Genomic DNA, 23,948 nt, shown 5'->3' on the forward strand with positions numbered 1-23,948 from the left:
CCCTCGCTCACTATTATCGATCGGTGTTGAATACAATGCACCTGTCGAATCATCAGAACTTACCAGAAACGGCTCGGGTTGCGCGAGAAGGTCGAGGCACCATCCTTGCTGCGCGCGTAGGAAAGATGCAAGGAATCCTCGGCACGGGTCACGGCCACATAGAAAAGCCGGCGCTCCTCTTCCAAAGCCTCCCCCGGCGCGGGCGAACCATATGGCAGCAGGCCTTCCGAGCAGCCGATGATGAAGACATGCTTGAATTCCAAACCCTTCGCTGCATGAATCGAAGAAATCATGACCCCGGGTTCGCGCCTGCTGGCCAAGATTTCCATGGCTTCACGTCGGCTCTCGTTATCATCTTCAAGCACCGTGTCCGCTCCGCTCGCGTCACGACGGGTACGGTACGGGATTCCCAGTGATTTCAAGGCCTTGCAGACCACCTGCTGCTGGGCGTTGAGCCGTGTCAAAACCGCGCATTGCGAAGGTTTCGACCCTGAAGCGACGAATTGGGCGATACGCTTGGCCACGCCCTGCGCCTCCTCCTCATCGCTTTCGTAGGCGTTTTTGACCACGCGCATGCCCTCGCTTTTATTTCTTGCGGAAACCAGGCGCAGGTATTGGTCGCGGTCGGGAGCCGCGGCAAGCACACGGTTGGCCATCGAAACGACCTGGGGAGTGGAACGGTAATCGATATTGAGGTTGATGTCGGCGGAAAGTCTGCCGAACTCCTCTGCAAAATTGTTGAGGTCATAGCTGGAAGCCCCTGCAAACGAATAGATCGTCTGAGCCGGGTCGCCCACCACGCATACGTTGCGGTTGCTTCCCAACCACAGATCCATCAGGCGGTGCTGCAAGGGCGAGACGTCCTGGTACTCGTCGACGGTGAGCCAGCCGACCGATTGCCGGATCTGCGCGGCCTGCTCGTCGAAGGCCTCAAGCACATGGCAGTCCAGCAGCAGAATGTCGTTGAAATCCATCTCGCCGCGCGAGGTCTTTTCTTGCTCGTAGGCCGTGTAGACGTCCGTGAAACGTTGCGGATCGAGCTCTGCGGGAGGCAGACGATGGGTCGCCGCGCACACGCGTCCGTAATCCTCAGGGGCTATAAGCGAAACCTTCGCCCAGTTGATTTCGGCCAAGAGATTACGCATGGCGATGCCATCGTATTGATCGGTCCCCGTGGCCCGTTTGAGCGCCCGTGCCATGATTTCCTGCGCATCCTCAATGACATGCGGAAACGGGGCGTCGCTCACGTCGTACCAGACCTTGCGCAACTGGTGCAACGCGGCGGAATGGAAGGTGGCCGCGGTGACCTTGCCGCCCACACCGAGAGCGGCCAGACGCTGCTTCATCTCGTCGGCGGCCTTCACCGAAAACGTCACTGCGAGGGCACGGCTTGCGTCCCACTCACCTTTGGCGCAACCGTAGGCGATGCGACGGGTGACGGTTCGCGTCTTGCCCGCACCGGCTCCGGCGATGATGCGAACCGGACCGTCAAGGGCGCTGGCAGCGGCACGTTGGGCGTCGTCAAGTCCTTCAAGCATCTTATCGGCATCAATGGTGGTCATGTCTACTCATTGTGCCAGCCGCACCCGATAGCCGGCCAACGCCTTGAAAGCGCGCAAACTCTAGGACATAGGGGTGTATTAATCTGGTAGATGTGACTTTACGAAGCAAGTTTATGCTGGCGGCCCTCGCCTCAGCCGCCATGCCTGATACCTCCATGGCCGGGGTATGCGAACACAACCGCAGCGACAAGGCCGACAATGATGCCGGCATCGATTACGCGGTGGTGCAAGACACCGCGGGACGGCAGTACGACGTGTTCGTATCCAGCGAACCGAAAGGCAAGAAGCTTCTCGCCGGACGTGCCAAAGCGGCGAAAGTTCTCGCCAAATCCCACGAAATGAGCGGTTTGGGCTTCGCCGTGGACCGCGCGCTGGCGTTCAGTTCGGCGGGGACCGGCAGCAAGACCGGTAAGAACTCGGTCCTGGTCTCCCCGCACATCGAAGGAGAGCCGCGCCAACTCGATTTGCTGACCCTTCAGGACGCCGCAAGCGTAGGCACCGCCATCGGCGCTATCCACCGTCAGCGCACCGATTTTTTGACCGTCGCGAAATATCCGGCGTTCACCACCGGGCAGATTCGCGCCCAGCTGACCGGCTGGATCAAGCGCCTGCAGCAGGCCGGCCACGTGCCGCCCGCCATCACTTCCAGCTGGGCGAAGATCATCGAGACCGACGGCCTGTGGTCGTTCTCCACAACCCTGACCCACGGAGGGTTCGAGGACGGCGATTTCCTCTTCGCCGGCTCCACCATCACCAAAGTGGGCAACTGGCAGGACATGCAGGTCAACGATCCTGCACGTGATCTGGCCTGGATGTTCGCCAAAATGGATGAAGATCATCGCAATGCGCTGATGAACGCATACGGCGGGATGATGGGCTCACGAATCGACGATCTCATTCTCCTTCGCGCCAACCTTTGGCTGCAGATGGAGCAGGTGGGCGATTTCATCGAAGCGTTGGGACGCGCGGACAATACCAAGATTCTTCAGTTCAAGGCGCAGGTTGAGCATCTGGCCCACCAGCTGACCGTCGTGGCCAACAAGGCCGCGGGCGCCGCTACGGCAGCTTCGGCCGTCGTACCGCCGAAAGACGATAAGACGTCTTCAAGGCCGACACGCAGCAGCTCTCGGAGAACGGACGAACAAGAAGACGAGGAAAGCGACAAGACGGGTTCCGCCGAAGTCACCAAACTGGTCGAGGCCAGCGACAGCACCGCCGACCGTCCGGTACATTTCAAGCCCTCTGGTGCGTACGCCTTAGACGAAGAGGACGACGACCGCACCGACGACACGCAGAAACCCGCCATGGAGGCCAAACCGCTCTACCCCAATATGCCCAACCCTTCGTCTTCCGCGACGATGATATTGGCCGAAGCCAAAAAGAACTTTGGCCCTGACGATGACGATACCGACGCTGATGACATTGCCAAACGCAACGAAGCCGAGAACCTTCCCGAAGCCCAAGCTCAAGACAATCAGGACGAAACCGGGAAAGCCAAGGTCTCGTGGCATGTCCAGTATTCGAGGGAAGACGAGACCTACAGCGGAGCCGCAAAGAAGGACAAGATCGACCATGACGCGCCCACGGCTTTGATTCCCCTGCTCGAACAGGAGCAGCGGGCTTTGCATGACGCTCAGATGGGGCTTGAAGAGGCCGAGGAAAAGGCGGAAAAGGAACGTTCTGCCTCGAGAACCGATATGAAGGCCCAGGACGATCAGGGTGATGAGGACGCGTCGGAATCCGAAATCGTCAAAGAGCTTGATGACGCGGCCGCACAAGATGATGCCGACAAATCCGATGACGCGGTGGCCGAAGCCATATCGTCGTCCGATGAAATTTCCACCGATTCGGACGATTCGGACGATTCGGACGATACAGACGATCCGGATGATTCCCACGATTCCGACAGTTCCGCCCATCCCAAAGATCTCGGCGATGCCAAGAGCACGAACAAAAGCGACGAACCAAGAAGCTCTTCGGACTGAGCCGAAATCCGTTCGTCCGGCAGAAGTCAAAACCCGACGGAACCAGTGCGGCCTGTTCGCTCGCCAGTGGACAAGCCAAGAAATCCTAGCCAGAAGCGTAATGACCAGTCTTCGGGCACAATAAAACCTAAGAACATTTTCAACAGAAAGAGGCAACACATGGATGTCGAACTCGGAATTCAGAACGTGGCGCGGCCGATCAATTTCACCACTGATGAGAGCGCCGATAAGATCAGCAAGAAAATCGCGCAGGCCGTAGCCACTCACGAACCAATCGACCTGGTCGACGACAAGGACCGTCATATCGTGGTGCCGGCCGGCGCTCTGGGTTACGCCATCATCGGATCGGAAACGAAGCACGCCGTCGGTTTCGGGGCCCTTTAGACGCAATAACCGCAAGTGTATAGTTATGCTTGCGGAATAATATTCTTCGGTAATGCCCATTGTTTCGTGATACATATCACAAACTGGGCATTTTCTTTTTAGACATTTTGCAACAATATTGATTACCGGTATTGATCACCGGAAAACAGCAACTCTCCGGCCAAAGGAACCGTCGCAAAACATTTTCGGCGACCTCAAGAAACCAGCGGAATGGCCCCACGCTCCACAATCTGCATGACGACGCTATCGGGGGTCAGGTTCTCCCCCAGTTTGTTCGGCTTGCCGGCGCCATGCCAATCCGACCCTCCGGTAACAAGCAACCTAAGCTCGCGAGCAAGCCCCAACAGCCGTTCGCGTTCTTCCCTTCCGTTCCCGCGGTGCCAGACTTCAAGGCCGTCCAACCCCGCATCGGCGAGTTCCCTGATCTGCGCATCGGAAAGCAGAATCCTGTTGCGGCTGTAATCAGCAGGGTGGGCGACGACACTCACCCCACCCGCCTGGCGCACCACTTGAACAACCTTGAGGGCACTCGGCGAAGGCGTCGGTATGTAATACTTGCTTGAAGACGAAATGGCTCCCGCAAAGGCATCGGAACGTGTGCGATAGAACCCGGCGGCCACCAGGGCATCGGCCATATGCGGCCTGCCCACCGTCGTCTCGTCACCTTTTTTGGTTTGACTCATGACGTCATTCCAAGTGATGGGGAAATCCTTCGACAGGCGCGAAACCATCCGTTTGGCCCGCTTGAGGCGCGACTGTCGCGTGGAACGGAACAGGTTCACAATGCCCTCGTTTTCCGGGTCGTACTGGTAAGCCAGCATATGCACCGAAACGCGGCGGTCCTGCGCGGTGATCTCACTGCCACGAAGCAACGGAAAACCGCAATCCTCAGCCGCTTTTTGGGCATCCTTCCACCCTGCGGTGGTATCATGGTCTGTGATTGCGGCGCCATGCAGGCCGATTGTGCATGCAAGGTCGACAAGTTCGGCAGGGGTCTTGGTACCATCGGAAAAGACCGTATGACAGTGAAGGTCCCACCCGGAAGTCGGGCCACAATCGTTGTATTCGTCACTAGACATAGGTCCATCGTAGGCCCAAGAGCCTGACAGCCGATGAATGCTAGGGGAACAGAAAGCAGGGATATGCATGTCGACTAAACACAGCGCTGCAGCCGTGAAGAATATGGAGAAAGTATCAGGAGACCTCAACGATCAGCAGCCCCCTACTTTGGTAGACAATCGCGAGCCCACAGGTTTCTTCCACGGGCCCATCTGGAACTACGGCATGATGTGCCTGGGCGCTGGCATCGGCCTCTTCGCTTCGCTGATGCTCGCTGCGGATACGCTGAAATTGGCTAGGAACCCGAACAAGGCTTTGGGTTGCGACGTCAACTCCGTGCTTTCCTGCTCCACCGTCGCCGAATCATGGCAGGCGGAAATCATCAAGTTCGGCGGCTTGAGCTTCCCGAACGCGTTCTTCGGCATCTGCTTCTATTCCGTTTTCGTCACCGTCGCCGTCGTCGGTGCCTGCAACGTCAAGCTTCCCTACTGGTTCTCCGCAGCAGCTTGGATCGGTGGAGTTACGTGCATTGCATATGCTTACTGGCTGATGAGCCAGTCGATGTTCGTCATCAAGGCGCTATGCCCTTGGTGCATGACCATGATGTTCGCCACGACGATCATGTTCATGGCGCTGACACACGCAACGGTAACGGTGCAGAAGATACCTCGGAAACATTGGCGCAAGGCCCTCAACACTTACTATCGTATGCGCTATGACTGGATGGTCAACATCGTCTGGATCTTCGCCATCATCGCGCTGATCTTCGTCAAGGAAGGTGCTGCGATCTTCGCCTGAACGGTTTCAAGCCTTTATCAGAAACCCGCGCGTTTGTCATTTCGGCAGACGCGCGGGTTTCTTGTTAGGTGCACGGATACCTCGTTTATTTATCTTGCGATTGTCCTTGTTCGCTTCAGCGCACCGGCACCACTTACTCATAAATCAAGCTATGCAAATGCTTACGCGTCCAATCACCTTGTCTTTCAGAGCAGCTCCACTTTCGCCACGATGACAGCGGCACCGGTAAGCCTCACATCGTCATCACTGACATCGACCCTCAGCAATCCACCACGTACCGAGATATCCCAATGGCTTATGCCGGTCTTCGCCCGCAATGTCACCGCCGTGGCACCCAGACCTGTACCACAGGAAAGCGTTTCCCCGCAGCCGCGTTCGTTGACACGCATCGTGGCACGGCCCGTACCGGCGGCCTTGTCGCAGACGTCGATACGTACGAATTCGGCGTTCTGGTCGGTCTCGATGGCCGGGCTTACCGCTGGCTTGACGATGAGGCTCAGCTTTTCAACGGCCGGCAACGTGGCCTTGCCGTCTTCCAAAACGGAGACGACATGAGGGTTGCCCATATCGACGAACGTTCCGGCGGCGTCGCCTGGAGTGCCGGGAATAGTGACCTTATAGGTATCTAAATCTCCGATTTTGCCGGGACCGAGGCTGACCTGGAATACGTCTTGGCCATAAGGCTCAAGCGCCCCCAGCGAGCGCAGCCTCTTGACCCCGGCACGGGTACCGAGACTAAAAGGCGCGCCGCCGGGACGTTCGGCAATGCCGGCACGTTGGGCAAGCAACGTGGTCACTCTGGTCCCGTTGCCGCACATTTCCGCCAACGTTCCGTCGGCATTGCGGTAGTCCATAAACCATTGCGCCCCGCCATCGCGGCATTGCGAAATTTGCTCGTCGGAAAGGTCGCTGACATATTCGGGTCTTGTCAGACGGATCAGGCCATCGGCGCCAATGCCGAAATGACGGTCGCAGATATGGCGGACCTCGTCGGCAGTGGGTTCATACTTGCCCTCGCGGTCGATATAGATGACGAAATCGTTGCCGGTGCCATGCCCTTTATAGACGAATTGCGGAAGACTCATAACCGACAGTCTACCTGTTTGCGTGCCTCATGCCGAAAGCCAAGAATCAAGAACCGTGAGCGAGCACCTCCAGACCTTACCGGCCAAGCATCTCAGCCGCGGTTGGTTCGCCGGTTTACTCACTGCGTAGGGTTCGTTCAATTGCCGAACTGGCCTATCGTGTGTATGTTCGTCTCGATCCGCTATCATAACAAGCAAAATCGCTAGACTTACAATCAGACTGGTTCAATCGCGGTGAAAGAGGACGGCATGGCATTAAACGCGCCCATTGGTGTGTTCGATTCGGGGCTGGGCGGCATCTCCGTCGTTCAGGAAATCCGCAGGGAAATGCCGAACGAACATATCGTCTATTTCGGCGACTCCGCCAACGCGCCTTACGGCACCAAAACCCCGGAAGAGGTGCGCAGGCTTTCCTTCGCCATCGTCGAGCGGTTCATCAACATGGGTGTCAAAGCCATCGTCATCGCCTGCAATACCGCCACTTCCGCAGCCGTCAACGATCTGCGCGCCACTTACGATTTACCGATCATCAGCATGGAACCGGCGCTCAAAGTAGCCTGCGACCGTGGGCACGGCGAGCCGCAACACGTCATCGTCGCCGCCACCCCGCTGACGCTTCGCGAAAAGAAATTCACCGCGTTGATGAACCGTTTCAGCGCCACCAATACCATCTACCGCCAGCCCTGCCCAGATCTCGTGGAAATCGTGGAGCACGACCAGCTTGAGGACCACGACCTGGTGATGCGCACGCTACATGGCTATTTCGACGGCTACGATCTCAATGCCATCGACTCGGTGGTGCTTGGCTGCACACATTTCGTCTTCTACCGCGACTATTTCCGCGAGCTGCTCCCCGCCACCACCGCCATCATCGACGGCAATGAGGGCACGGCACGGCACTTGCACGATCTGCTTGCCTCGGCGGGCAAACTTGCCAGCTCCGACTCCGAGGGCAGCGTGACCCTGAAAAACTCGGACACCAGCGAACGCATGACCGCCTTGGCCGCCAAACGCCTTAATTCCTGACTCCAGTCTGCGTCGAGTTTTCAAAAACTCAGTGGTTTCCCTAACGATAATCCATCACTAAATCATCGTTTGTACCCCCGCAGGGCACCGTTGAAATAATGTCCGTAAGGCAGACGTATGCTCGATTAACTAAAGATAGTGACTTCGGCCCTAAAGGAAAGGCGAGACGATGACGAAAACTGCTTTGATTGACGTTGGTGGAGGTTTCCGCTCCATCTACGGGGCGGGCGTGATGGACCGGCTTACCGATAAAGATATCACCTTCGACAAATGCTACGGCGTCTCCGCAGGCAGCGCCAACATGGTCTCCTATATCTCCGGACAACGCGGACGCACGTACAAATTCTATACGGAATATGCCTTCCGACCAGAATATGCGAGCGCCAACAACTTCTTCAAGCTGCATAATTACGCCAACCTGGATTACATCTATGGCACTTTGTCGAATTCCGACGGCGAATACCCCGTCGACTACCCCGCCTTCGCCGCCTCGCCCACCGAATTCACCGTGGTGGCCTGCGACGCACGCAACGGCTACGCACGCTATTTCGACAAGTCCGACGTGCACCAGGACAATTACGACGTGATGAAGGCTTCCAGCGCGGTGCCGGTGGCCTGTGAACCCTACGTCATCGACGGCGTGCCTTATTTCGACGGCGGCATCGCCGACCCGATTCCGGTGCAGTTGGCGGCGGACGAGGGCTACGACCGCATCGTGCTCATCTTGACCCACCAGCGTGATTTCGTGCGTGAGGCCAAGAAAGACGTCGCTCCAGCCGCTCTGCTGAGGCGTTCCTACCCCGCAGCGGCGGAACGCCTCAAGAACCGTTACCGCACCTACAACGAAGAGATGAAAGTGGCCGAAAAGCTCGCGAGCGAAGGCAAGGTGCTGATTCTGGCCCCTGACGATTTGTGCGGGCTAGACACCCTGAGCAAGAACTCGGAAGGGCTGGAAGCGATGTATCAGAAGGGTCTTGACGCGGCTGAATCCGTGCCGGACTTCCTCGCAAGCTGATCGGGCAAAGCGAGGTCTTGCCTTAATGCCATCAACCATTAAAGCGACCGATATATTTTCTGCCGGCATTGCTAAGCCAAAGCTTGAAACATAAGTGTTGGGCGGCTCCTCGGGTGAGTGAGGAGCCGCCCAACGTATTGACACGACCTTGTGTCTGGTCAAGTTGCCGGATTTGTTGGGCATCTTGACCGGTACTGCTCATTATAGTAGATAACCGTTCACCACTCACCCAAAAACGCCCTATCGGCGGACAGTCCCGTTTTATTTCGCTTCGTTGGAGGTGACCATCGCCTTGGTGACCTCGTCGAAAAGCTGCTGGTAGCCGCCAGGCGTGGAAGCCGGGAGCACGACGGTCTTGGCATTGCCGGATTCACTCAGGGAACGCATCACGTCAAGGTACTGGTTGAAGAGGACCACGTTGTTGACGTCGGCGATATCCATGCCCACGCCCTGCAGGCTCTTGATCTGGTCAACGATGCCGTTGGCGATCTCGCGGCGGTAGTTGGCCTGGCCTTCGCCCTGTAGACGGGTCTTCTCGGCGTCGGCGGTGGCCTGCGTCTCGATCTGGATGCGCTGGGCGTCGGCGCGCTGACGGGTGGCTTCCTTCTCACGCTGGGCGGCGTTGATGGAGTCCATGGCCGTCTTGACGGCCGGGCTCGGGTCGATGGCGGTGATCAGGGTCTTGACGACAGTGAAGCCGAACTTCGCCATTTCTCCACCCACCGTCTTCTGCACGTCGGCGGCCACGTCGTCCTTCTTGGCGAAGGCATCGTCAAGCGAGAGCGCAGGAATGGCGGAACGCAGCGCGTCCTCGACGTAGCTGCGCAGCTGGCCGGCCGGATCGCGGAGCTCATAGTAGGCAGTGGCCACGTTGCGCGGGTCCACGCGGAACTGGGTAGAGGCGACGACGGTGACGAAGACGTTGTCGAGCGTCTTGGTCTCGAGCTTCACGTTGAGCTGGTTGACACGCATATTCGTTTTGGTGGCGATGCGGTCGACGAACGGAATCTTCAGGTGAATGCCCGCAAGCTCGACTTTGAGGAACTTGCCGAAACGTTCGATGACGTACGCCTGCTGCTGCGGCACCACGAAGATACCGGCGACAATCAGCCCGATGATGATCACCAGGACGATAATCAGAAGAATAAGCCCTACCATGATTTTCCCTTCCAACTCTTAAGTGTCACGATGACAACAAAAGCGATGCCTCTCAACGCGCGGTACTTCAACCACTTGCAGATGCATGCTTTAGTCAAATCGTATCAGAACCTCTGGCGGCTCTTTCATAAAGTTGATTAACTATATTGAAAATCGTTAAAGAAAGACAAACGGAAGGTCGTCGAAATCAAACGAGAATTTCGCTGATCCATCTGCCAGACCAGCCGAATAACCAGGGTTCAGAACCATCTAAGCGGCTCGGCGTCCGCAAAGCAGGAAAAGCCCTCAGACAAGCATGCCGAGCAGCAGCAACGCAAGGGACGCGGCCATCATGCCCGCTGTGTGGACGAAAGCCCACAACGGCTTGCCGCCACTCACCAGTTTCGCACCCTCCACGCTGGCGGTGCTGAAAGTCGAATAACCTCCCAGGAAACCGGAGGCGAGCAGGTATTGCAACACCGTCAGGCCGGCGTGTGTGGCACACCAGCCAGCCACCAGACCCATGGCTAGGCTTGCGGAAAGATTGACGACGATGGTGCCGCAGGGGAAGGGAAGATGGACACGGTTGTTAACCCAGGCATCAACGCTGTAGCGGGTAAAAGCCCCCAAGCCACCGATAAGCGAGGCCGCAATAAGCAGGCCGAAAGTGGCGACGTTTTGCCAATGACGATGGTTGACCAGCAGAGCGACAAGGACCACACAGAGGAAGAGAATGAAAGCAACGCTTACCAACGGGCCACGTTTGGGTTCGACAGGTTCTTGTCCAGCAGATCCAGCAGGCGCAGTAGATTCACCATTCTTGACGCCACCAACCTCTTCTGCTAAATCCTCGGGAGCAGCAGAAACAGAGGAAGCACTCACACCACCGCGTCCATCGGCACCACCGCTAAGATTTTCATGTCTCGCAACATTACCAGACACCAAAGCATTGCGCTGGATACGTCTCTTCCCGGCCGCCTTGCCAATCGCCAAACCCAGCAACGCACACAACAGGCCGAAAATGATGCTGCCCAGCAAATACGACAGGGCAACACCCACGTGCCCGCTTTTGATGTGTTTGGCGACTTCGAGCATGAACGTGCTATACGTCGTGTACCCGCCGATTAGGCCGGTGCCAAGCCCAAGCCTCGTCACCCTCCACAGGCCGATATCCGGCCCGAGCTGCGCCATATAAGCGGTGATGAACCCAAGGAACACAGCCCCGGTGAGATTGATGGCCATGGTCATGAACGGCCAGGCGGCATCGGCCGGCTGCAGCGCACTCAACGTCAGGCGCATCAATGACCCGCAGGCCCCGCCGATACACAGGCTTGCGGCGACCACCAACGTGGAAGCGGTAATCGAGCCCGATTTTCTTGCCATGACCGAATCCCCCATTCCCCGCACACGTATCCGTTTCTTTTCGGATATCCGTCATCCCGCCGGCAGACCACAACATCATTTGAATCCTATAAAGTAATCCGGTAATCTGACAAATCGATTTATATATACATCGATTATCTAAATGTCGCATATAACGTGCTGTTTCGTTGAATAAAAACTTTATAGGTAAAAATATCAAATATCTGTTTTAAAACTTGTTAAATTGTTTGATGTTGTTGATTTTTAAACAAAAGATCAACAAAGAAAAAAGACTTAAAACGTTTTAATAAACCTACGTTTATAAGGCATTCGTCGAGCCTTCTAGTTATGATATTAGAAAAGCCTAAGTTTTACCCCCTTTGGAGTACAACACGGCACAGCGGAATCGTCAGAGGGGATTTCCATGACTACAGTTGCTGTTATCGGATGCACGCACGCAGGGACGTTTGCCGCCACGTCCATTCTTCAACATCATCCCGATTGGACGGTTGACGTCTTCGAGAAAAACGACACCGTCTCCTTCCTTTCCTGCGGCATCGCCCTGTGGGCAGGCAACCATGTCAGCAGCACGGAGAAGATGTTCTACACCTCCCCCGAAGAGCTTGAAAAGGCCGGGGCCAGCATGCACATGCGTCACGACGTCACCGATATCGACGTCAAGGGCAAGAAGCTTGACGCCACCGACCTCGAAACCGGAAAGTCAAAACAATACCGGTTCGACAAACTCGTCATCACCACAGGTTCCTCCCCGGCCGCACCCTTCATCCAAGGCTTGAGGGAAGCGCTCAAAAACGGCCAGGCAATGCTGTGCAAGGACTTCAACGACGGCAAGCGTATCGTCGAACGGGCCAAAAAGATCAAGTCGGTCGTTGTGGTCGGAGCCGGCTATATCGGCTGCGAGCTCGCCGAGCAGCTGAGCACGCGCGGCATCAAGGTCACACTCATCGACGCGCTGCCGCATGTGCTCGACAACAATTACGACAAAATCGTCACCGATCAGGCCGAGACGGAGTTCAAGAAGCACGACGTGACGTTGGCCATGAACCAGAAGGTCGTCGCATTCCGTCCCGAGACAGGCAGTGACGGAGTCGAAGATTCCGGCGTGACCGTGGTCACCGAACTCGGCGAATATACCGCTGACCTCGCAGTGATGGGCGCAGGCTTCGTTCCGAACACCAGCCTGGTTTCCGCTCAGCTGCGCACGTTTGGCTATGGCGCCATCATCGTCGACAAATACATGCGTGCCGCAACCCCTGAAAACGACATACTCGACTATGTATTCGCCGCGGGCGACTGCGCAACCGTACACTTCAACCCCACAAATTCGGAGGAATACCGCCCGTTGGCCACCAACGCCATCCGCGAGGCGATGCTGATTGGCGAGAACATCGAGCAACCCACAAAGGCATATGCGGGCACCCAGGGGACCAGCGCCATCCAGCTTTACGACCTGTCGATGTCCTCCAGCGGCATGACCCTCGACCTGGCCAATCGGCGTCATATCGAGACCGATTCAGCGACCATCCAGGAAAATTACCGTCCGGAATTCATGCTCTCCACCACTCCAGTGACCGCGACCATGGTCTATGACCGGGCGACCGGTCGCATTCTCGGAGCCCAGTTCGCCGCAAAGCACGATATCTCCATGGCGGCGAACCTGATTTCCGTGGCCATTCAGGCAGGGTTCACCGTCGAGCAGCTGGCCAGTACCGACATGCTTTTCCAGCCCAATTTCGATCAGCCTGTCAACTTCGTCAGTTCCCTGGCGATGGCCGCTGCAGACAAACGCGCCAAGGAAACAAAAGTCGCGAAATGATGATTTTTATCTGAACGTGTACGGATTTCGGTTTTTCTTTGTTCGGCCTGATTATGCGAATATCGTTCGCTATCAGGCCGAAACCTTTATCCGTTGATGTTGCGTCCGTCAGCATGCATTGGTGAGGGCACGGTCGAAGACGACATCAACGAGGCGAAACCATCGACCGGGAGCCACTGCGGTCGTGACTCCATTCGCCCTGCAATGTGATTTGCCAGGCGGAACAGCATCGATGCAGCGATAATCACAGAATTCTAATCATTTTGGTGATTATCTCTGCAAAACAGCATCCGACGCAACGACAATCACCAAAACCACCTAATTCCGTGATTATCCTTGCACCAGCACCAAAACTGCAAAGAAAATCACCCTTCCCAGATATTTTCGTGATTGTCTCCGCACTGGACAGCTCCGCAGCGTAGGCGGTCGTGTAGCTCCCTGCATGAACCGGGCTTGCGGCTATTCCGTACGCAACGCCGTGGCCGGATCCTGCTTGGCGGCCTTACGCGACGGGATGAGCCCGCCAATCAACGTCAGAACTACCGACAGAACGATGAGTATTATCGCTCCGGAAAGCGGCAACGCGGCGTTGACACGGTCGGTGCCCATGAAGTGGTGCATCACGGCGTTGCCGGGCACGATCAGGATCAACGTGACCACGATGCCGATGACACCGGCGCACAGGCCGATGATGCCCGTCTCGGCGTTGAACACCGTGGAGACGTTGTGCTTTGAAGCCCCCATCGCGCGCAGGATGCCGATCTCCTTGGTGCGTTCGAGCACGGAGATGTAGGTGATGATGCCGATCATGATCGACGAGACCACCAGCGAGACCGCGACGAAGGCGATTAGCACGTAGGTGATGACGTTGATGATGGTGGTCACTGAGTTCATCATGAGTCCCGCGTAGTCCGTGTAGACGATGTGGTCCTTCTTCTTGACGCCGTCGTTGTAGCGTTTGATGGCGTCCTCGATGTTGTTCTTGGCTTGGAAACTGTCGGCGTAGATCTTGATGGAACTCGGGGCGTCGCGGCCGATGACACCGAAATCGGCGAGATTACCGTTGTAGGTGCCGGTGGAGACGTACTGGTTGTAAATCGAGACCAGCACGTTTTCGGGAGCCGTGGCAAGGTAGTTGCTGAAGGCTTGGGCCACCTGCTGCTCGTTCATGCCGGAGACAGCCTCCTGCGGATTGCTCGCGGCGGCGGCATTGCCAGCGGCGGCTGCTGCGGCATTGCGCTGCTTGGTGACGTCGGCGGATTGATTGGAACTGGCCGCACCCATGCCGCCTGGAGCCTGGGTCATGAGGCTTTTGGCCATGTTCGCCTGATCCGAAACAGGCAACGAGGCCACGTAGGCCTTGGCGTTGGCGGCCTTCGTCGCATCGTCGGAAGGCGCGAAGGTCATCCCGTTGAGGATGTTGTGGGCGGGGTCGGCTTTCTGCGCGTTGACGATTTCACTGGATTTGGCATAGTCGATCAACGAATTGGTCAACATGCGCGTGTAGCCGATACCCGGTGCCAACGGCGTGGTCTTGGCATTCGCGTCGGCACGGATGACGCCCACAACCTGAAGTTTCACAGCGGATTGCGAATCCATGAGCTTGCCGACCTGGTCGGCGTCATTGCCCACATATTTGAAATGGCCGTCTGCACCTTTTACGTACTGTTCGGCTGCAGGCAGCAACGTCATCGACTGGTTCATCGCCTTGGAGTAATCAATGCGCGAAGTATCGGTCTTGACCTTTTCACCGCTATTCAAGCGGTTCATCATATCGTTGTAATCCGCGCTCGGAAGCAAGCCAAGCTCGTAAACCTGGGTCAGCGGAATCTGATTATTTTTATCGAGTACCAAAACCACTTGGTCTTTCGATTTCGGCCAATGCCCCTGGACCATCTGGTAATTGTCGGTAATCACCGAACTGATCGGCTGCTTGTCGGCGTGCTCACCGGGCATGATCTCGGAAAAAGCGGAAGGCGCCTTGTTGTTGTCGGATTTGCCGGTGAGCTTGGATATCTGTAGGGATTGCAGGCTGCCAAAATCGTTGGAGGACGAATTGAGCCCGGCGAACGTGCTGGCTGCGGACTGTGTTGCGACCGAGCTTCCGCCAACCTTCACGCCATCGACGTCAACGAGCGTATCTTTGGAATCGTGGGTGAACACGGAGAATTTCGGCGAATAGGTATATTGGATGCCAACGTCACCGACGTATTTGCGCACATCGTTGCCGGGCTTGTCAAGGTACTCCTTGAACGGGCTCAGGTTGTTGCTGGTGATGCCGTTCGTGATGGACGCCGCGCCTTTGACGCTGGAATCATCGGGGTAGATGCCATTGCGCGGCTTGGCCTTCTCCTTGGAATCGGCCGCAGCCTGGGCGGTGTCCATAATCTTGTTCATATCGAAGGTCTGCTCGTTGATCTCGATGGGATACGAAGTCAGGGTTTCCTTCTGGATATCGGCGATATAGCGGTTCACGCCGGTCGAAACCGAAAGAATAAGCGCGATGCCGATGATGCCGATCGAGCCGGCAAATGAGGTCAGAATTGTTCGAGCCTTCTTGCTTTTCAGATTGTTGAAGCTCAGCGCAACCGCCGTGGCGAACGACATCGAGGCCTTGCCCATCGTGCGATGGACCGCCGGCTTTTCGTCGGCCATTTCCTCCGGTTCTACGGGCCTTGAATCGCCGCGAATCACGCCGTCTTTAAGCTCGACGATACGGTTGGCGTATTCGTGGGCGAGGTCGGGATTGTGGGTGACCATGACGACCAAGCGGTCTTTGGCCACTTCCTTGAGCAAATCCATGATCTGCACGGACGTTTCGGAATCAAGCGCGCCCGTGGGTTCGTCGGCCAGGACGATGCTCGGGTCGTTGACCAGTGCTCGGGCGATGGCCACGCGCTGCATCTGGCCACCGGAAAGCTGGTTCGGTTTTTTGTTGATGTGCTCGCCCAGACCGACCTTCTGCAAGGCCTCCTCCGCACGCTTGCGACGGTCGGTGCGTGAAACGCCGGAAATGGTCAGTGCCAACTCAACGTTGGAGAGGATGGTCTGATGCGGAATCAGGTTGTAGCTCTGGAAAACGAAGCCGACCGTGTGGTTGCGGTAGGAATCCCAGTCGCGGTCCTTGTATTTCTTGGTCGACGTTCCGTTGATCACGAGGTCGCCGTCGTCGTAGCGGTCAAGCCCACCGATGATGTTCAAGAGCGTGGTCTTGCCGGAGCCGGACGGCCCCAGAATCGCGACGAACTCGTTGTCGCGCAGGGTGAGGTTCACGTGGTCCAGCGCCTGCTGAACGAAATCACCCGTCTTATACTGCTTGCTGATGTCTTTGATCTGTAGCACGAATTCCCTGCCTGCCTAATCGTCGCGTTCCCACGTTGTCGCCACCGCACAACTTCGTCCTGCCACTTTACCCCAACGCACACCCCGCCAGCGGCACCCATCTAATCAGTGAGAAAAGCACCAAAATAGGCCCAAAATAGTGCTTTCCCCACGGGTTTAGACCTTAGCTGAGGAGAAAAGCACCTTTTGTGTGCGATTTTGACGCTTTTCTCACTGGTTCAGACTAGTCGACCGGATGAAGCATAGCCTGCTGGTAGCCGGTGCCCCACGTACGCATGGCGTCGATCACCGTTTTGAGGCTGCGGCCGGTTTCGGTCAGGGAATACTCGACACGCGGCGGCACCTCGGCGTAGACCTTGCGGTTCACCAAACCGTCGGCCTCCATCTCACGCAGGTTCGAGGTGAGCACTTTCTGCGAAACGTTGCCGACCGAACGGCGCAGCTCGCTGAAGCGTTTGGTACCTTGCAGCAAGTCACGCACGATGAGCACGGTCCACTTGTTGCCGATCAGGGTCATCGTCGTCTCGACCGGACATGCGGGAAGGGACTTGGCGCCACTGTCTTCGTTCGCTTTGCCATCGGCCATGTTGACGTTGTACGCATTATTAACGTTTACATCACTATCGTTTGCAAGGCCAGTGCTGGAATTGTTCACTTTGACTACATTCTTTGTTTCGCTCATATCTCTCCCATCTTGCGAGTTCATCACCATTCATTCCATCATCGTCCAAAACGGCACCGTCTGCGCCAAACCGCCTTACCTGTGTTCCGATCTACACCGGAGCGAAACACCCGACTCCACTCTCCTGTGACATTCCGATTGACGCGCAAGTAGCGGAACGCAGCAGCCTCATGAGAATCCAGACAATTCAGGAATTATTTATGGTTACTTTTAGAAACTAACAGTACTTTTGGACTTTATCGCATTAAATGACTGTTCATCTAATAGCTTATCTTTTAAATTCTTGAAATTGTATTTCAGTTGGAAATTCGCAAAAGTTACCTAAAAGTACCTATACCTCCTAAATGTAACTACCAACTTTCAAGGTCGTTCTCCGGTACAGTAACAATTATAGCATCTGCTGAAATTCCGGATTTTGGAATCACGGCACAACGTAAGAACCACCAATCAAATAGACAGGAAAGAGCACATCATGACAAGCATCACCGTTTTCGGATCAGGACACATCGGCGCAGCAGTCGCAGGCATCGGCGTCGCAGCGGGAGCCGACGTACAGGTCATCGACCGTGACAAGGCCAAGGCCGCCGCCATTCCGGGCGTCACCGCTTCGCAATGGAGCGATGAAATCACCGGCGACATCGTCATTCTGGCGCTCCCCTACTCGGCCGAAGCAAGCGTGGTTGACGACTACGGCGCACAGTTGGCCGGCAAAATCGTTGTGGATCCGAGCAACCCCGTCGATTTCGGCACCATGGATCTGGCACTGCCGCAAGGTGTTCACTCAGCTGCTGAGGAACTGGCCGCGAAACTGCCGAATTCCAAGGTCGTCAAGGCGTTCAACACCGATTTCGCTGCGACTCTCGCCAGCGGAACGAACGACGGTGCTCCGACCACGGTGATGGCCGCTTCCGACAACGACGACGCGAAGAAAGCGTTGCAAGCCGTCATCGAAGCTGCTGATTTGCGCTTCGTGGATGCCGGCCCGCTCAAGCGCGCCTCCTATATGGAAGGCTTCGGCGCGCTGCAGATGGTGCTGGCCATGAACGGCGGGACGCAGTGGACCAGCGGCTTCAAGGTCGTCAAGTAGTTTCGGCACTTATTAAGCGACATCACCGTTGCGGGGATTGTTGATGTCGCTTACAAGAACATCAACAATCTGGAGTGACGCCAACGAGCACGTTCACGTCAACCACGAACCAGCCATTCAAACAGGCATAAAACAGAATCTTCGGATAACGACAGGTCTGCCAAAACGAGGATTGAATCGCGTTGCCTTTGAATCCGCCGAACAACCAATCAACCAATAATCTCTACGGAAAGAACGATATTATGAGCAAGAAAATCGCAGTGGTCGCCGCCAACGGCAAGGCCGGACGTCTGATCGTCGAAGAGGCCGTGAACCGCGGCATGGACGTCACCGCCATCGCGCGGCACGAGAACAAAACCAAAGCCCAGCACGCCATCATCAAGGACCTCTATGACCTGACCGCCGCCGATCTCACCGGTTTCGACGCGGTGGTCGATGCTTTCGGCATCTTCGACCCGGCCAAGCTCGACGAGCACAGTACCTCGTTGAAGCACCTCGCCGACGCGCTTTCGGGCAGCGACACCCGTCTCCTGGTGGTCGGCGGAGCGGGCAGCCTCTACACGGACAAGGCCCACACCAAGCAGCTTTCCGACTCGTTCCCCGACAACATCAAGGGTGTGCCGCTGGCCATGGGCAAGGCGCTCGACGCGCTACGAGGCCGCGATGACGTGCATTGGACCTATGTGAGCCCCGCCGGCGATTTTCAGGCCGACGGCCCGCGCACCGGGAAGTACGTTCTGGCCGGTGAGGAATACACCACCGACAAGGACGGCAAGAGCGCCATCAGCTACGCCGATTACGCGATGGCCATGGTTGACGAAATCGCCACCGACAAGCCGCACGACCACGAGCGCATTTCCGTGCGCTGGTAAGTAACCGCGGGTACATCAGAATCCACAAGTCGTCGCCTTCAACCGAGTTCGGTTACGGAAGGCGACGACTTTTGCATTATCGGATAATCTCAATCGAACGCTGCACGACCAGGCAAAGACAAACCGCCAAATCGAGGAATGCTCATAATTTCGATGTCGCAATCTTTTTGGCCAGCGAAGGGAAGAAAACGACGTTGATCTTCGGAATCCGGTAGAGCAGCAGAACCATCACCGCGATCAGGACCGAACGCGCTGCAAAAATGACAAACGGCTCTGCCTGGTAGCCGACAATCGGCTGAAGCCTTTCGACGATGGTGCCCCAAGGCAAGTCATCCTCCTCCAGAAGATGCGCGCAGAAAATCGGAAGCGTGTACCTGCCGATCAGTGCCAACGCTTTGTTGAGGTAAGGCACCCAGCGGTCAATGACCGAAGAAAAGCCGACGATACACAACGTGGCACCAATCGAGCCAACAATGGAAAGCAGCGGGGTCTGCCCGTAAGCGTTCGTCGCCAAACCGAATGCAGTGAATTTCCACATTGCCAAGGCCCAGACGATCGCACTGGGAACCCACAGGACGGGCCAGCGGCGAAAGATCCCGACGACATCGAAACGTTTTGCCATGCATCCCAAATACACGAAAAGCGATGCCGTCAAACCAGCCTGCACGCTCAACGGCAACCAGACGTAACGTGAAGACGCATAGCCGCAAGCGAAGAAAACAAGGATCCACAACGGGGTGCCAGGAAGACGGTAGGCGACATGGACCAGCAGATGTGCCCAGAACAACGCCAGAAGAAACCATATGGCACCGATATAGCGCGACATGGGGAAAAGGGCATTGGTCATGTCGGAGCCCGAACCGTACAACGCGGCCACCGTCCAACCGCCGACGATGCCGGCGATGTCACGATGGGTCAGAAGCGCGACAACCAGGTGAAGAAGCACCACCGTGGCAGCCGTGATGATGTAGGTAAGCAGCAATTCCCTTGATTCCTTGCGCCACGCGAATCGGCGATCGGGATGCATGAAATACCCGGAAAGCAGGAAGAACAGCGGCATATGGAACGAGAAAAAGAAGATGTAGAGCCAGTTCGAGACGGTGCCCATCGGGGAGACCAGAAGAATGCTATGGCCAAGGACTACGCCGATCATGGCAATGCCCTTGGCGATATCGAAATAGCGCACTCTTGAGCTCATCCCACTCTCCCTGCCTCTACGTCTCTGCCAACAACAAACCCCAGAATATACCGAGATGATATATCGCGGAAGCCAGCCATACCCGATGGCCGGAAATCCACCTTGTCCAATGAAGCGCATAGCGTCAGGAACTGTAAGTGCAGGGGAACCTGCGAGGCCGTTTCGGCGGGCACGCAAGTTGAGACGAGCACAACGCTCGACCCTTGGAACCTGTTGGTTAATACCATCGTAGGGAGACGCGAATATGGTCAATGACTCATACTCATCAACAAATAACAATCTGAACAATCTGGCCGATCTGGCTTCAGACGATCCGCTGCGTGCGAGCATCCGCGAGGCCGCGCAGACCGTACGGGACACCACACCTCTGGCGCAGTCCTTCACCAATTTCGTCACCATCAACCTCGTGGCCAACGCGCAATTGGCGGCGGGCGGTGCGGCCGCCATGAGTTTCCTGCCCGACGACATCGCCGACGGCGAGGTGGCCAGCGGCGCAAGTTATATCAACGTCGGCACGCTGCTGCCCTTCTATGAGGACGCGCTCGAGGAAATCGCCAGGCACTTCCACGCCGATCACCATCGCTGGGTGCTCGACCCTGTGGCTGCGGGACTTGGCACCACGCGTACCGATATCTTGAAATCGTTCAAGGCGGCGCCGCCCACCATCATCCGCGGCAACGCCTCCGAAATCATCAAGCTGCGCGAAATGTGGGAATTGCCGCTGGACGGAGATGGAAACGGCAAGAAGCATGGCAAATCGAAGAAATCCAGCGGGCCTGTTGGCGTGGAATCGGCTGATGACGTCGAGGCTGCGGAGGAATCCGCACGCGTTTTGGCGAAGTTCATTGCCAAAGGCGACGCACAGGGACAAAGTGCCGTTGCCGTTTCCGGCGAAACCGACCTCGTCACCGACGGCGAGCACACGTATCGTCTGCCCGGTGGCAGCGCCATGATGACCAAGATCACCGGGGCCGGCTGCTCGCTGGGCGGCGTGGTCGCCACGTATCTGGCCGTCGCCGACCCGCTGACCGCAGCCGTCGCCGCGAGCGCACTCTACAACCGTGCCAGCGAAACGGGTGAGGCCAATTCGCACGGTCCGGGTTCCTTCCAGGTTGCCTTCCTTGACGGTCTTTGGTCGACCACGCCCGAGCAAATCGCTGCTTCACCGATTCTGGCCTAGATCAGAGTATGCCTAATCCAATTGGAACCTGCCATTTTAGTCGCGTTAGAGGCACAATAGCAACGTTCCTGCCCCTAACGCAATAGCAAACGCGGGTTCCCGTTGGGTTAAGGGCAGAATATCGGTTTCCTGCCTCTAACCCAACGGCAAGAGACCGGTTCACAAGTATTGGAGACAGAAAAGCAATATTCATGCCTGTTTTGCAACTTTGCGAACCAACCTCGACCACTTTTACACAAAGAAATCCGCGCAACCTCATCTGCGCAATCCGCACCATTGAAATGAATCGAGTCAATTATGACCAATACCGATAACACACCATTCCCCTCCATGCGCGACCGCTTCGACCTGAGCTCCTACCTTGTGCTCGGGCCTGCGGACACCAAATCACGGCCCGTTCCCGACATTGTGCGGCAGGCGTTGGCCGGTGGCATCACCTTTGTTCAGATCCGTGTAAAGCCGGGCGACGCCAGGGATATCACCGAAATCGCACGTCAGACCGCCAACGTCATCGCCAAAGCTGGGGCCTCCGAAACGGTTCCGCTGGTTATTGACGACCGCGCGGACGTGGCTTGGCAGTGCAGAGACATGGGCATCAAGGTCGACGGGATCCATATCGGGCAGGATGACATGAACCCGGTCGAAGCTCGCAAACTGCTCGGCCCGGACGCGATTATCGGACTGAGTTGCAAGGTGCTCGGCGAGGTCAAGGCCGCCAACGCGCTGCCCGCCAGCACCATCGACTACATCGGCGCGGGGCCGCTGCACCCAAGTACCACCAAGCCCGATTGCATCGTCATCGGTGCCGACCACAAGCGCCATACACAGGACACCGAATCCATCAACGCGCTGTGCCGGGAATCCCACTACCCCATCGTCGTGGGCGGCGGTGTGAAGCTCGAGGATCTGCCGGAATTGGCGCAAACACAGGCCGCGGGCTGGTTCGTGGTTTCGGCCATCGCCGGAGCCGACGATCCGCAAGCCACCACCAAGGCCATGGTGGACTCGTGGAAAGCCGCGCGCGCGAAGCGTGGCTGAAAGGTAGGCGGCGTGATTCACCCGTCGGTCTTATCGCTTTGCAGCGGTTGCGCATGAAACAACCTCAAGCAATCATCACAAAGCAATAAGAGACATTCGGTTGAGATATACATGCTTCGCAAATCACGCCATGTCGTATAGATGAGCAAATCGCAGGAGATACACTTCAGACAGATGACGAGCACACAATCAATGAACGACTCAGCGGAATCAACCCCTGTCCGCCCCTACCGGCTGCCGGCGGTGCTGTCCATCGCGGGCAGCGATTCGTCGGGTGGGGCCGGTATTCAGGCCGATCTCAAGACGTTCATGGCCTGCGGAGTTTATGGCATGAGTGCCATCACCTCGTTGACTGCGCAAAACACCACCGGCGTACGGACCTCCGCCGCTACATCCCCGGATATGCTGGCTGCCCAGATCGATGCTGTGTTCGAGGACATCCGGCCAGACGCCGTCAAAATCGGTATGGTGCCAAACGCCAAACTTATCGAGGTCATTGCGGAACGCCTTGAACATTATCACGCCACTAATATCGTGGTCGACCCGGTGATGATCGCTTCCAGCGGCGACCGGTTGAGTAGCAAAAGCTCGGTTCAGGCGCTGCACACGAAGCTCCTTCCACTGGTCACTTTGGTGACCCCGAACATCCCCGAGGCCGAGGTACTGGCAAATTTCGAGCTTGACATTCATTCCGACAACTTCACCACACAAACCATATCCAATTCCACGAATGCCGAAAATCCCATCACCGGAACCGCATCCGAAATCATCAATGGCAAAACCACCGTCAATAAGTCCGAGACTTCAATCCAGGAAAGCAATACCGTCAATGAACCCATGCGTTTAACCATTCATGACGCAGCAAGCACCATCGAAGCCGCACGACGCATTGCTCAACGTTGCGGCGGCTGCGCGGTGCTTATCAAGGGCGGACACAGGCACAATGGTGCCAACGACCTGTTATTAGACAACGGGGAAACCACTTGGTTCCGTCACAAACGTATCGCCAATCCCAACACCCATGGCACCGGATGCACGCTTTCCAGCGCCATCGCCGCGGGCCTCGCCAAAGGTGAATCATTGGCTGAAGCCGTGCAGAGCGCCAAAGACTATCTCACCGGTTGCATCGCCGCCGGCCTTGACCTCGGAGCGAGTTCCGGACCAATGGATCACGCCTGGCAATGGCGCCATGAAAATGAGACAGAGGAAATTCGATAATGAACGACACTACCGATTCCGTTGATTTCAATGAGATTCCGAACAATGCAAATGCAAACGATATGAAAAATACGACAGCAC

General features: G+C 56.6%; 19 protein-coding genes and 1 riboswitch. Of the genes, 11 read left to right on the top strand and 8 right to left on the bottom strand.

Going from position 1 to position 23,948, the window contains the following annotated elements; genetic code table 11:
* Positions 1 to 59: 59 nt before the first annotated feature.
* Positions 60 to 1,562, bottom strand: coding sequence for an ATP-dependent helicase (locus tag OZX67_RS07265; RefSeq protein WP_277142109.1), 1,503 nt, complete (start codon positions 1,560 to 1,562; stop codon positions 60 to 62).
* A 113-nt stretch (positions 1,563 to 1,675) separates the two neighbouring features.
* Here OZX67_RS07265 and OZX67_RS07270 point away from each other — a divergent pair, with 113 nt between their 5' ends.
* Together OZX67_RS07270 and OZX67_RS07275 are read left to right on the top strand one after the other, a co-directional pair.
* Positions 1,676 to 3,547 carry a phosphotransferase gene (locus tag OZX67_RS07270; RefSeq protein WP_277142111.1) on the top strand — a complete coding sequence of 624 codons (1,872 nt, stop codon included), beginning with the start codon at positions 1,676 to 1,678 and terminating at the stop codon, positions 3,545 to 3,547.
* 159 nt (positions 3,548 to 3,706) lie between these two features.
* Positions 3,707 to 3,931, top strand: coding sequence for a DUF3107 domain-containing protein (locus OZX67_RS07275; protein WP_277142113.1), 225 nt, complete (start codon positions 3,707 to 3,709; stop codon positions 3,929 to 3,931).
* A gap of 194 nt (positions 3,932 to 4,125) precedes the next feature.
* Here the strand turns inward: OZX67_RS07275 and OZX67_RS07280 are convergent, their stop codons facing one another.
* The gene (locus OZX67_RS07280) at positions 4,126 to 5,010 is read right to left on the bottom strand and encodes a PHP domain-containing protein (RefSeq protein ID WP_277142115.1); all 885 of its coding nucleotides are present in this window, start codon (positions 5,008 to 5,010) and stop codon (positions 4,126 to 4,128) included.
* Positions 5,011 to 5,215: 205 nt separating this feature from the next.
* On the opposite strand from OZX67_RS07280, the gene OZX67_RS07285 reads away from it, so the two are divergent.
* Positions 5,216 to 5,788: a vitamin K epoxide reductase family protein gene (locus tag OZX67_RS07285; RefSeq protein ID WP_277145024.1), complete on the top strand. Its 573-nt coding sequence runs from the start codon at positions 5,216 to 5,218 to the stop codon at positions 5,786 to 5,788.
* Positions 5,789 to 5,973: 185 nt separating this feature from the next.
* Here OZX67_RS07285 and dapF read toward each other — a convergent pair whose 3' ends face one another.
* The gene (gene dapF / locus OZX67_RS07290) at positions 5,974 to 6,873 is read right to left on the bottom strand and encodes a diaminopimelate epimerase (protein WP_277142118.1); all 900 of its coding nucleotides are present in this window, start codon (positions 6,871 to 6,873) and stop codon (positions 5,974 to 5,976) included.
* 249 nt (positions 6,874 to 7,122) lie between these two features.
* Between dapF and murI the strand changes: the two genes are divergently transcribed.
* Positions 7,123 to 7,899, top strand: coding sequence for a glutamate racemase (gene murI / locus OZX67_RS07295; RefSeq protein WP_277142120.1), 777 nt, complete (start codon positions 7,123 to 7,125; stop codon positions 7,897 to 7,899).
* 169 nt (positions 7,900 to 8,068) lie between these two features.
* Complete coding sequence (locus OZX67_RS07300; protein ID WP_277142122.1) at positions 8,069 to 8,914, top strand: patatin family protein; 846 nt, start codon at positions 8,069 to 8,071, stop codon at positions 8,912 to 8,914.
* Between the two features lie 261 nt (positions 8,915 to 9,175).
* Here OZX67_RS07300 and OZX67_RS07305 read toward each other — a convergent pair whose 3' ends face one another.
* Both OZX67_RS07305 and OZX67_RS07310 read right to left on the bottom strand, forming a co-directional pair.
* A complete protein-coding gene (locus OZX67_RS07305; protein WP_277142125.1) occupies positions 9,176 to 10,072 on the bottom strand; it encodes an SPFH domain-containing protein in 897 nt (298 codons plus the stop codon).
* A 285-nt stretch (positions 10,073 to 10,357) separates the two neighbouring features.
* The gene (locus tag OZX67_RS07310; RefSeq protein WP_277142127.1) at positions 10,358 to 11,434 is read right to left on the bottom strand and encodes a CrcB family protein; all 1,077 of its coding nucleotides are present in this window, start codon (positions 11,432 to 11,434) and stop codon (positions 10,358 to 10,360) included.
* Positions 11,435 to 11,837: 403 nt separating this feature from the next.
* On the opposite strand from OZX67_RS07310, the gene OZX67_RS07315 reads away from it, so the two are divergent.
* Positions 11,838 to 13,250 (top strand): FAD-dependent oxidoreductase, encoded by a 1,413-nt coding sequence (locus OZX67_RS07315; protein ID WP_277142130.1) that lies wholly within the window; start codon positions 11,838 to 11,840, stop codon positions 13,248 to 13,250.
* 459 nt (positions 13,251 to 13,709) lie between these two features.
* Here the strand turns inward: OZX67_RS07315 and OZX67_RS07320 are convergent, their stop codons facing one another.
* The gene (locus OZX67_RS07320) at positions 13,710 to 16,592 is read right to left on the bottom strand and encodes an ABC transporter ATP-binding protein/permease (protein ID WP_277142132.1); all 2,883 of its coding nucleotides are present in this window, start codon (positions 16,590 to 16,592) and stop codon (positions 13,710 to 13,712) included.
* Between the two features lie 223 nt (positions 16,593 to 16,815).
* Complete coding sequence (locus OZX67_RS07325; protein ID WP_348519624.1) at positions 16,816 to 17,178, bottom strand: helix-turn-helix domain-containing protein; 363 nt, start codon at positions 17,176 to 17,178, stop codon at positions 16,816 to 16,818.
* Positions 17,179 to 17,746: 568 nt separating this feature from the next.
* Between OZX67_RS07325 and OZX67_RS07330 the strand changes: the two genes are divergently transcribed.
* Both OZX67_RS07330 and OZX67_RS07335 read left to right on the top strand, forming a co-directional pair.
* Positions 17,747 to 18,361 carry an NAD(P)-binding domain-containing protein gene (locus OZX67_RS07330; protein ID WP_277142136.1) on the top strand — a complete coding sequence of 205 codons (615 nt, stop codon included), beginning with the start codon at positions 17,747 to 17,749 and terminating at the stop codon, positions 18,359 to 18,361.
* 242 nt (positions 18,362 to 18,603) lie between these two features.
* On the top strand, positions 18,604 to 19,233 hold the full coding sequence (locus tag OZX67_RS07335) for an NAD(P)H-binding protein (protein WP_277142138.1): 630 nt from the start codon (positions 18,604 to 18,606) through the stop codon (positions 19,231 to 19,233).
* Between the two features lie 142 nt (positions 19,234 to 19,375).
* Here the strand turns inward: OZX67_RS07335 and OZX67_RS07340 are convergent, their stop codons facing one another.
* Positions 19,376 to 20,431: an acyltransferase family protein gene (locus OZX67_RS07340; RefSeq protein ID WP_277142140.1), complete on the bottom strand. Its 1,056-nt coding sequence runs from the start codon at positions 20,429 to 20,431 to the stop codon at positions 19,376 to 19,378.
* A gap of 131 nt (positions 20,432 to 20,562) precedes the next feature.
* Positions 20,563 to 20,684, top strand: a riboswitch (TPP riboswitch).
* Between OZX67_RS07340 and OZX67_RS07345 the strand changes: the two genes are divergently transcribed.
* The 3 genes from OZX67_RS07345 (at position 20,676) to thiD (ending at position 23,867) form a co-directional block, all read left to right on the top strand.
* The gene (locus OZX67_RS07345) at positions 20,676 to 21,611 is read left to right on the top strand and encodes a hydroxyethylthiazole kinase (protein WP_277142142.1); all 936 of its coding nucleotides are present in this window, start codon (positions 20,676 to 20,678) and stop codon (positions 21,609 to 21,611) included. It overlaps the preceding riboswitch by 9 nt.
* Positions 21,612 to 21,908: 297 nt before the next feature.
* Positions 21,909 to 22,649, top strand: a complete 741-nt coding sequence (gene thiE / locus OZX67_RS07350; RefSeq protein ID WP_277142145.1) for a thiamine phosphate synthase — start codon at positions 21,909 to 21,911, stop codon at positions 22,647 to 22,649.
* Between the two features lie 192 nt (positions 22,650 to 22,841).
* Positions 22,842 to 23,867 (top strand): bifunctional hydroxymethylpyrimidine kinase/phosphomethylpyrimidine kinase, encoded by a 1,026-nt coding sequence (gene thiD, locus OZX67_RS07355; RefSeq protein WP_277142147.1) that lies wholly within the window; start codon positions 22,842 to 22,844, stop codon positions 23,865 to 23,867.
* The last annotated feature ends 81 nt before the right edge of the window (positions 23,868 to 23,948 follow it).

The organism is Bifidobacterium sp. ESL0728, from assembly GCF_029392015.1.
Taxonomy (GTDB): domain Bacteria; phylum Actinomycetota; class Actinomycetes; order Actinomycetales; family Bifidobacteriaceae; genus Bifidobacterium.

Coding starts and splice junctions, on each gene's coding strand:
- dapF (WP_277142118.1), bottom strand. CDS start 6,873: ATGAGTCTTCCGCAATTCGTCTATAAAGGGCATGGCACCGGCAACGAT.
- OZX67_RS07270 (WP_277142111.1), top strand. CDS start 1,676: ATGCTGGCGGCCCTCGCCTCAGCCGCCATGCCTGATACCTCCATGGCC.
- OZX67_RS07285 (WP_277145024.1), top strand. CDS start 5,216: ATGATGTGCCTGGGCGCTGGCATCGGCCTCTTCGCTTCGCTGATGCTC.
- OZX67_RS07330 (WP_277142136.1), top strand. CDS start 17,747: ATGACAAGCATCACCGTTTTCGGATCAGGACACATCGGCGCAGCAGTC.
- OZX67_RS07315 (WP_277142130.1), top strand. CDS start 11,838: ATGACTACAGTTGCTGTTATCGGATGCACGCACGCAGGGACGTTTGCC.
- OZX67_RS07300 (WP_277142122.1), top strand. CDS start 8,069: ATGACGAAAACTGCTTTGATTGACGTTGGTGGAGGTTTCCGCTCCATC.
- OZX67_RS07325 (WP_348519624.1), bottom strand. CDS start 17,178: ATGGCCGATGGCAAAGCGAACGAAGACAGTGGCGCCAAGTCCCTTCCC.
- murI (WP_277142120.1), top strand. CDS start 7,123: ATGGCATTAAACGCGCCCATTGGTGTGTTCGATTCGGGGCTGGGCGGC.
- OZX67_RS07345 (WP_277142142.1), top strand. CDS start 20,676: ATGGTCAATGACTCATACTCATCAACAAATAACAATCTGAACAATCTG.
- OZX67_RS07265 (WP_277142109.1), bottom strand. CDS start 1,562: ATGACCACCATTGATGCCGATAAGATGCTTGAAGGACTTGACGACGCC.
- OZX67_RS07340 (WP_277142140.1), bottom strand. CDS start 20,431: ATGAGCTCAAGAGTGCGCTATTTCGATATCGCCAAGGGCATTGCCATG.
- OZX67_RS07305 (WP_277142125.1), bottom strand. CDS start 10,072: ATGGTAGGGCTTATTCTTCTGATTATCGTCCTGGTGATCATCATCGGG.
- OZX67_RS07310 (WP_277142127.1), bottom strand. CDS start 11,434: ATGGCAAGAAAATCGGGCTCGATTACCGCTTCCACGTTGGTGGTCGCC.
- thiD (WP_277142147.1), top strand. CDS start 22,842: ATGAACGACTCAGCGGAATCAACCCCTGTCCGCCCCTACCGGCTGCCG.
- OZX67_RS07280 (WP_277142115.1), bottom strand. CDS start 5,010: ATGTCTAGTGACGAATACAACGATTGTGGCCCGACTTCCGGGTGGGAC.
- OZX67_RS07275 (WP_277142113.1), top strand. CDS start 3,707: ATGGATGTCGAACTCGGAATTCAGAACGTGGCGCGGCCGATCAATTTC.
- thiE (WP_277142145.1), top strand. CDS start 21,909: ATGACCAATACCGATAACACACCATTCCCCTCCATGCGCGACCGCTTC.
- OZX67_RS07335 (WP_277142138.1), top strand. CDS start 18,604: ATGAGCAAGAAAATCGCAGTGGTCGCCGCCAACGGCAAGGCCGGACGT.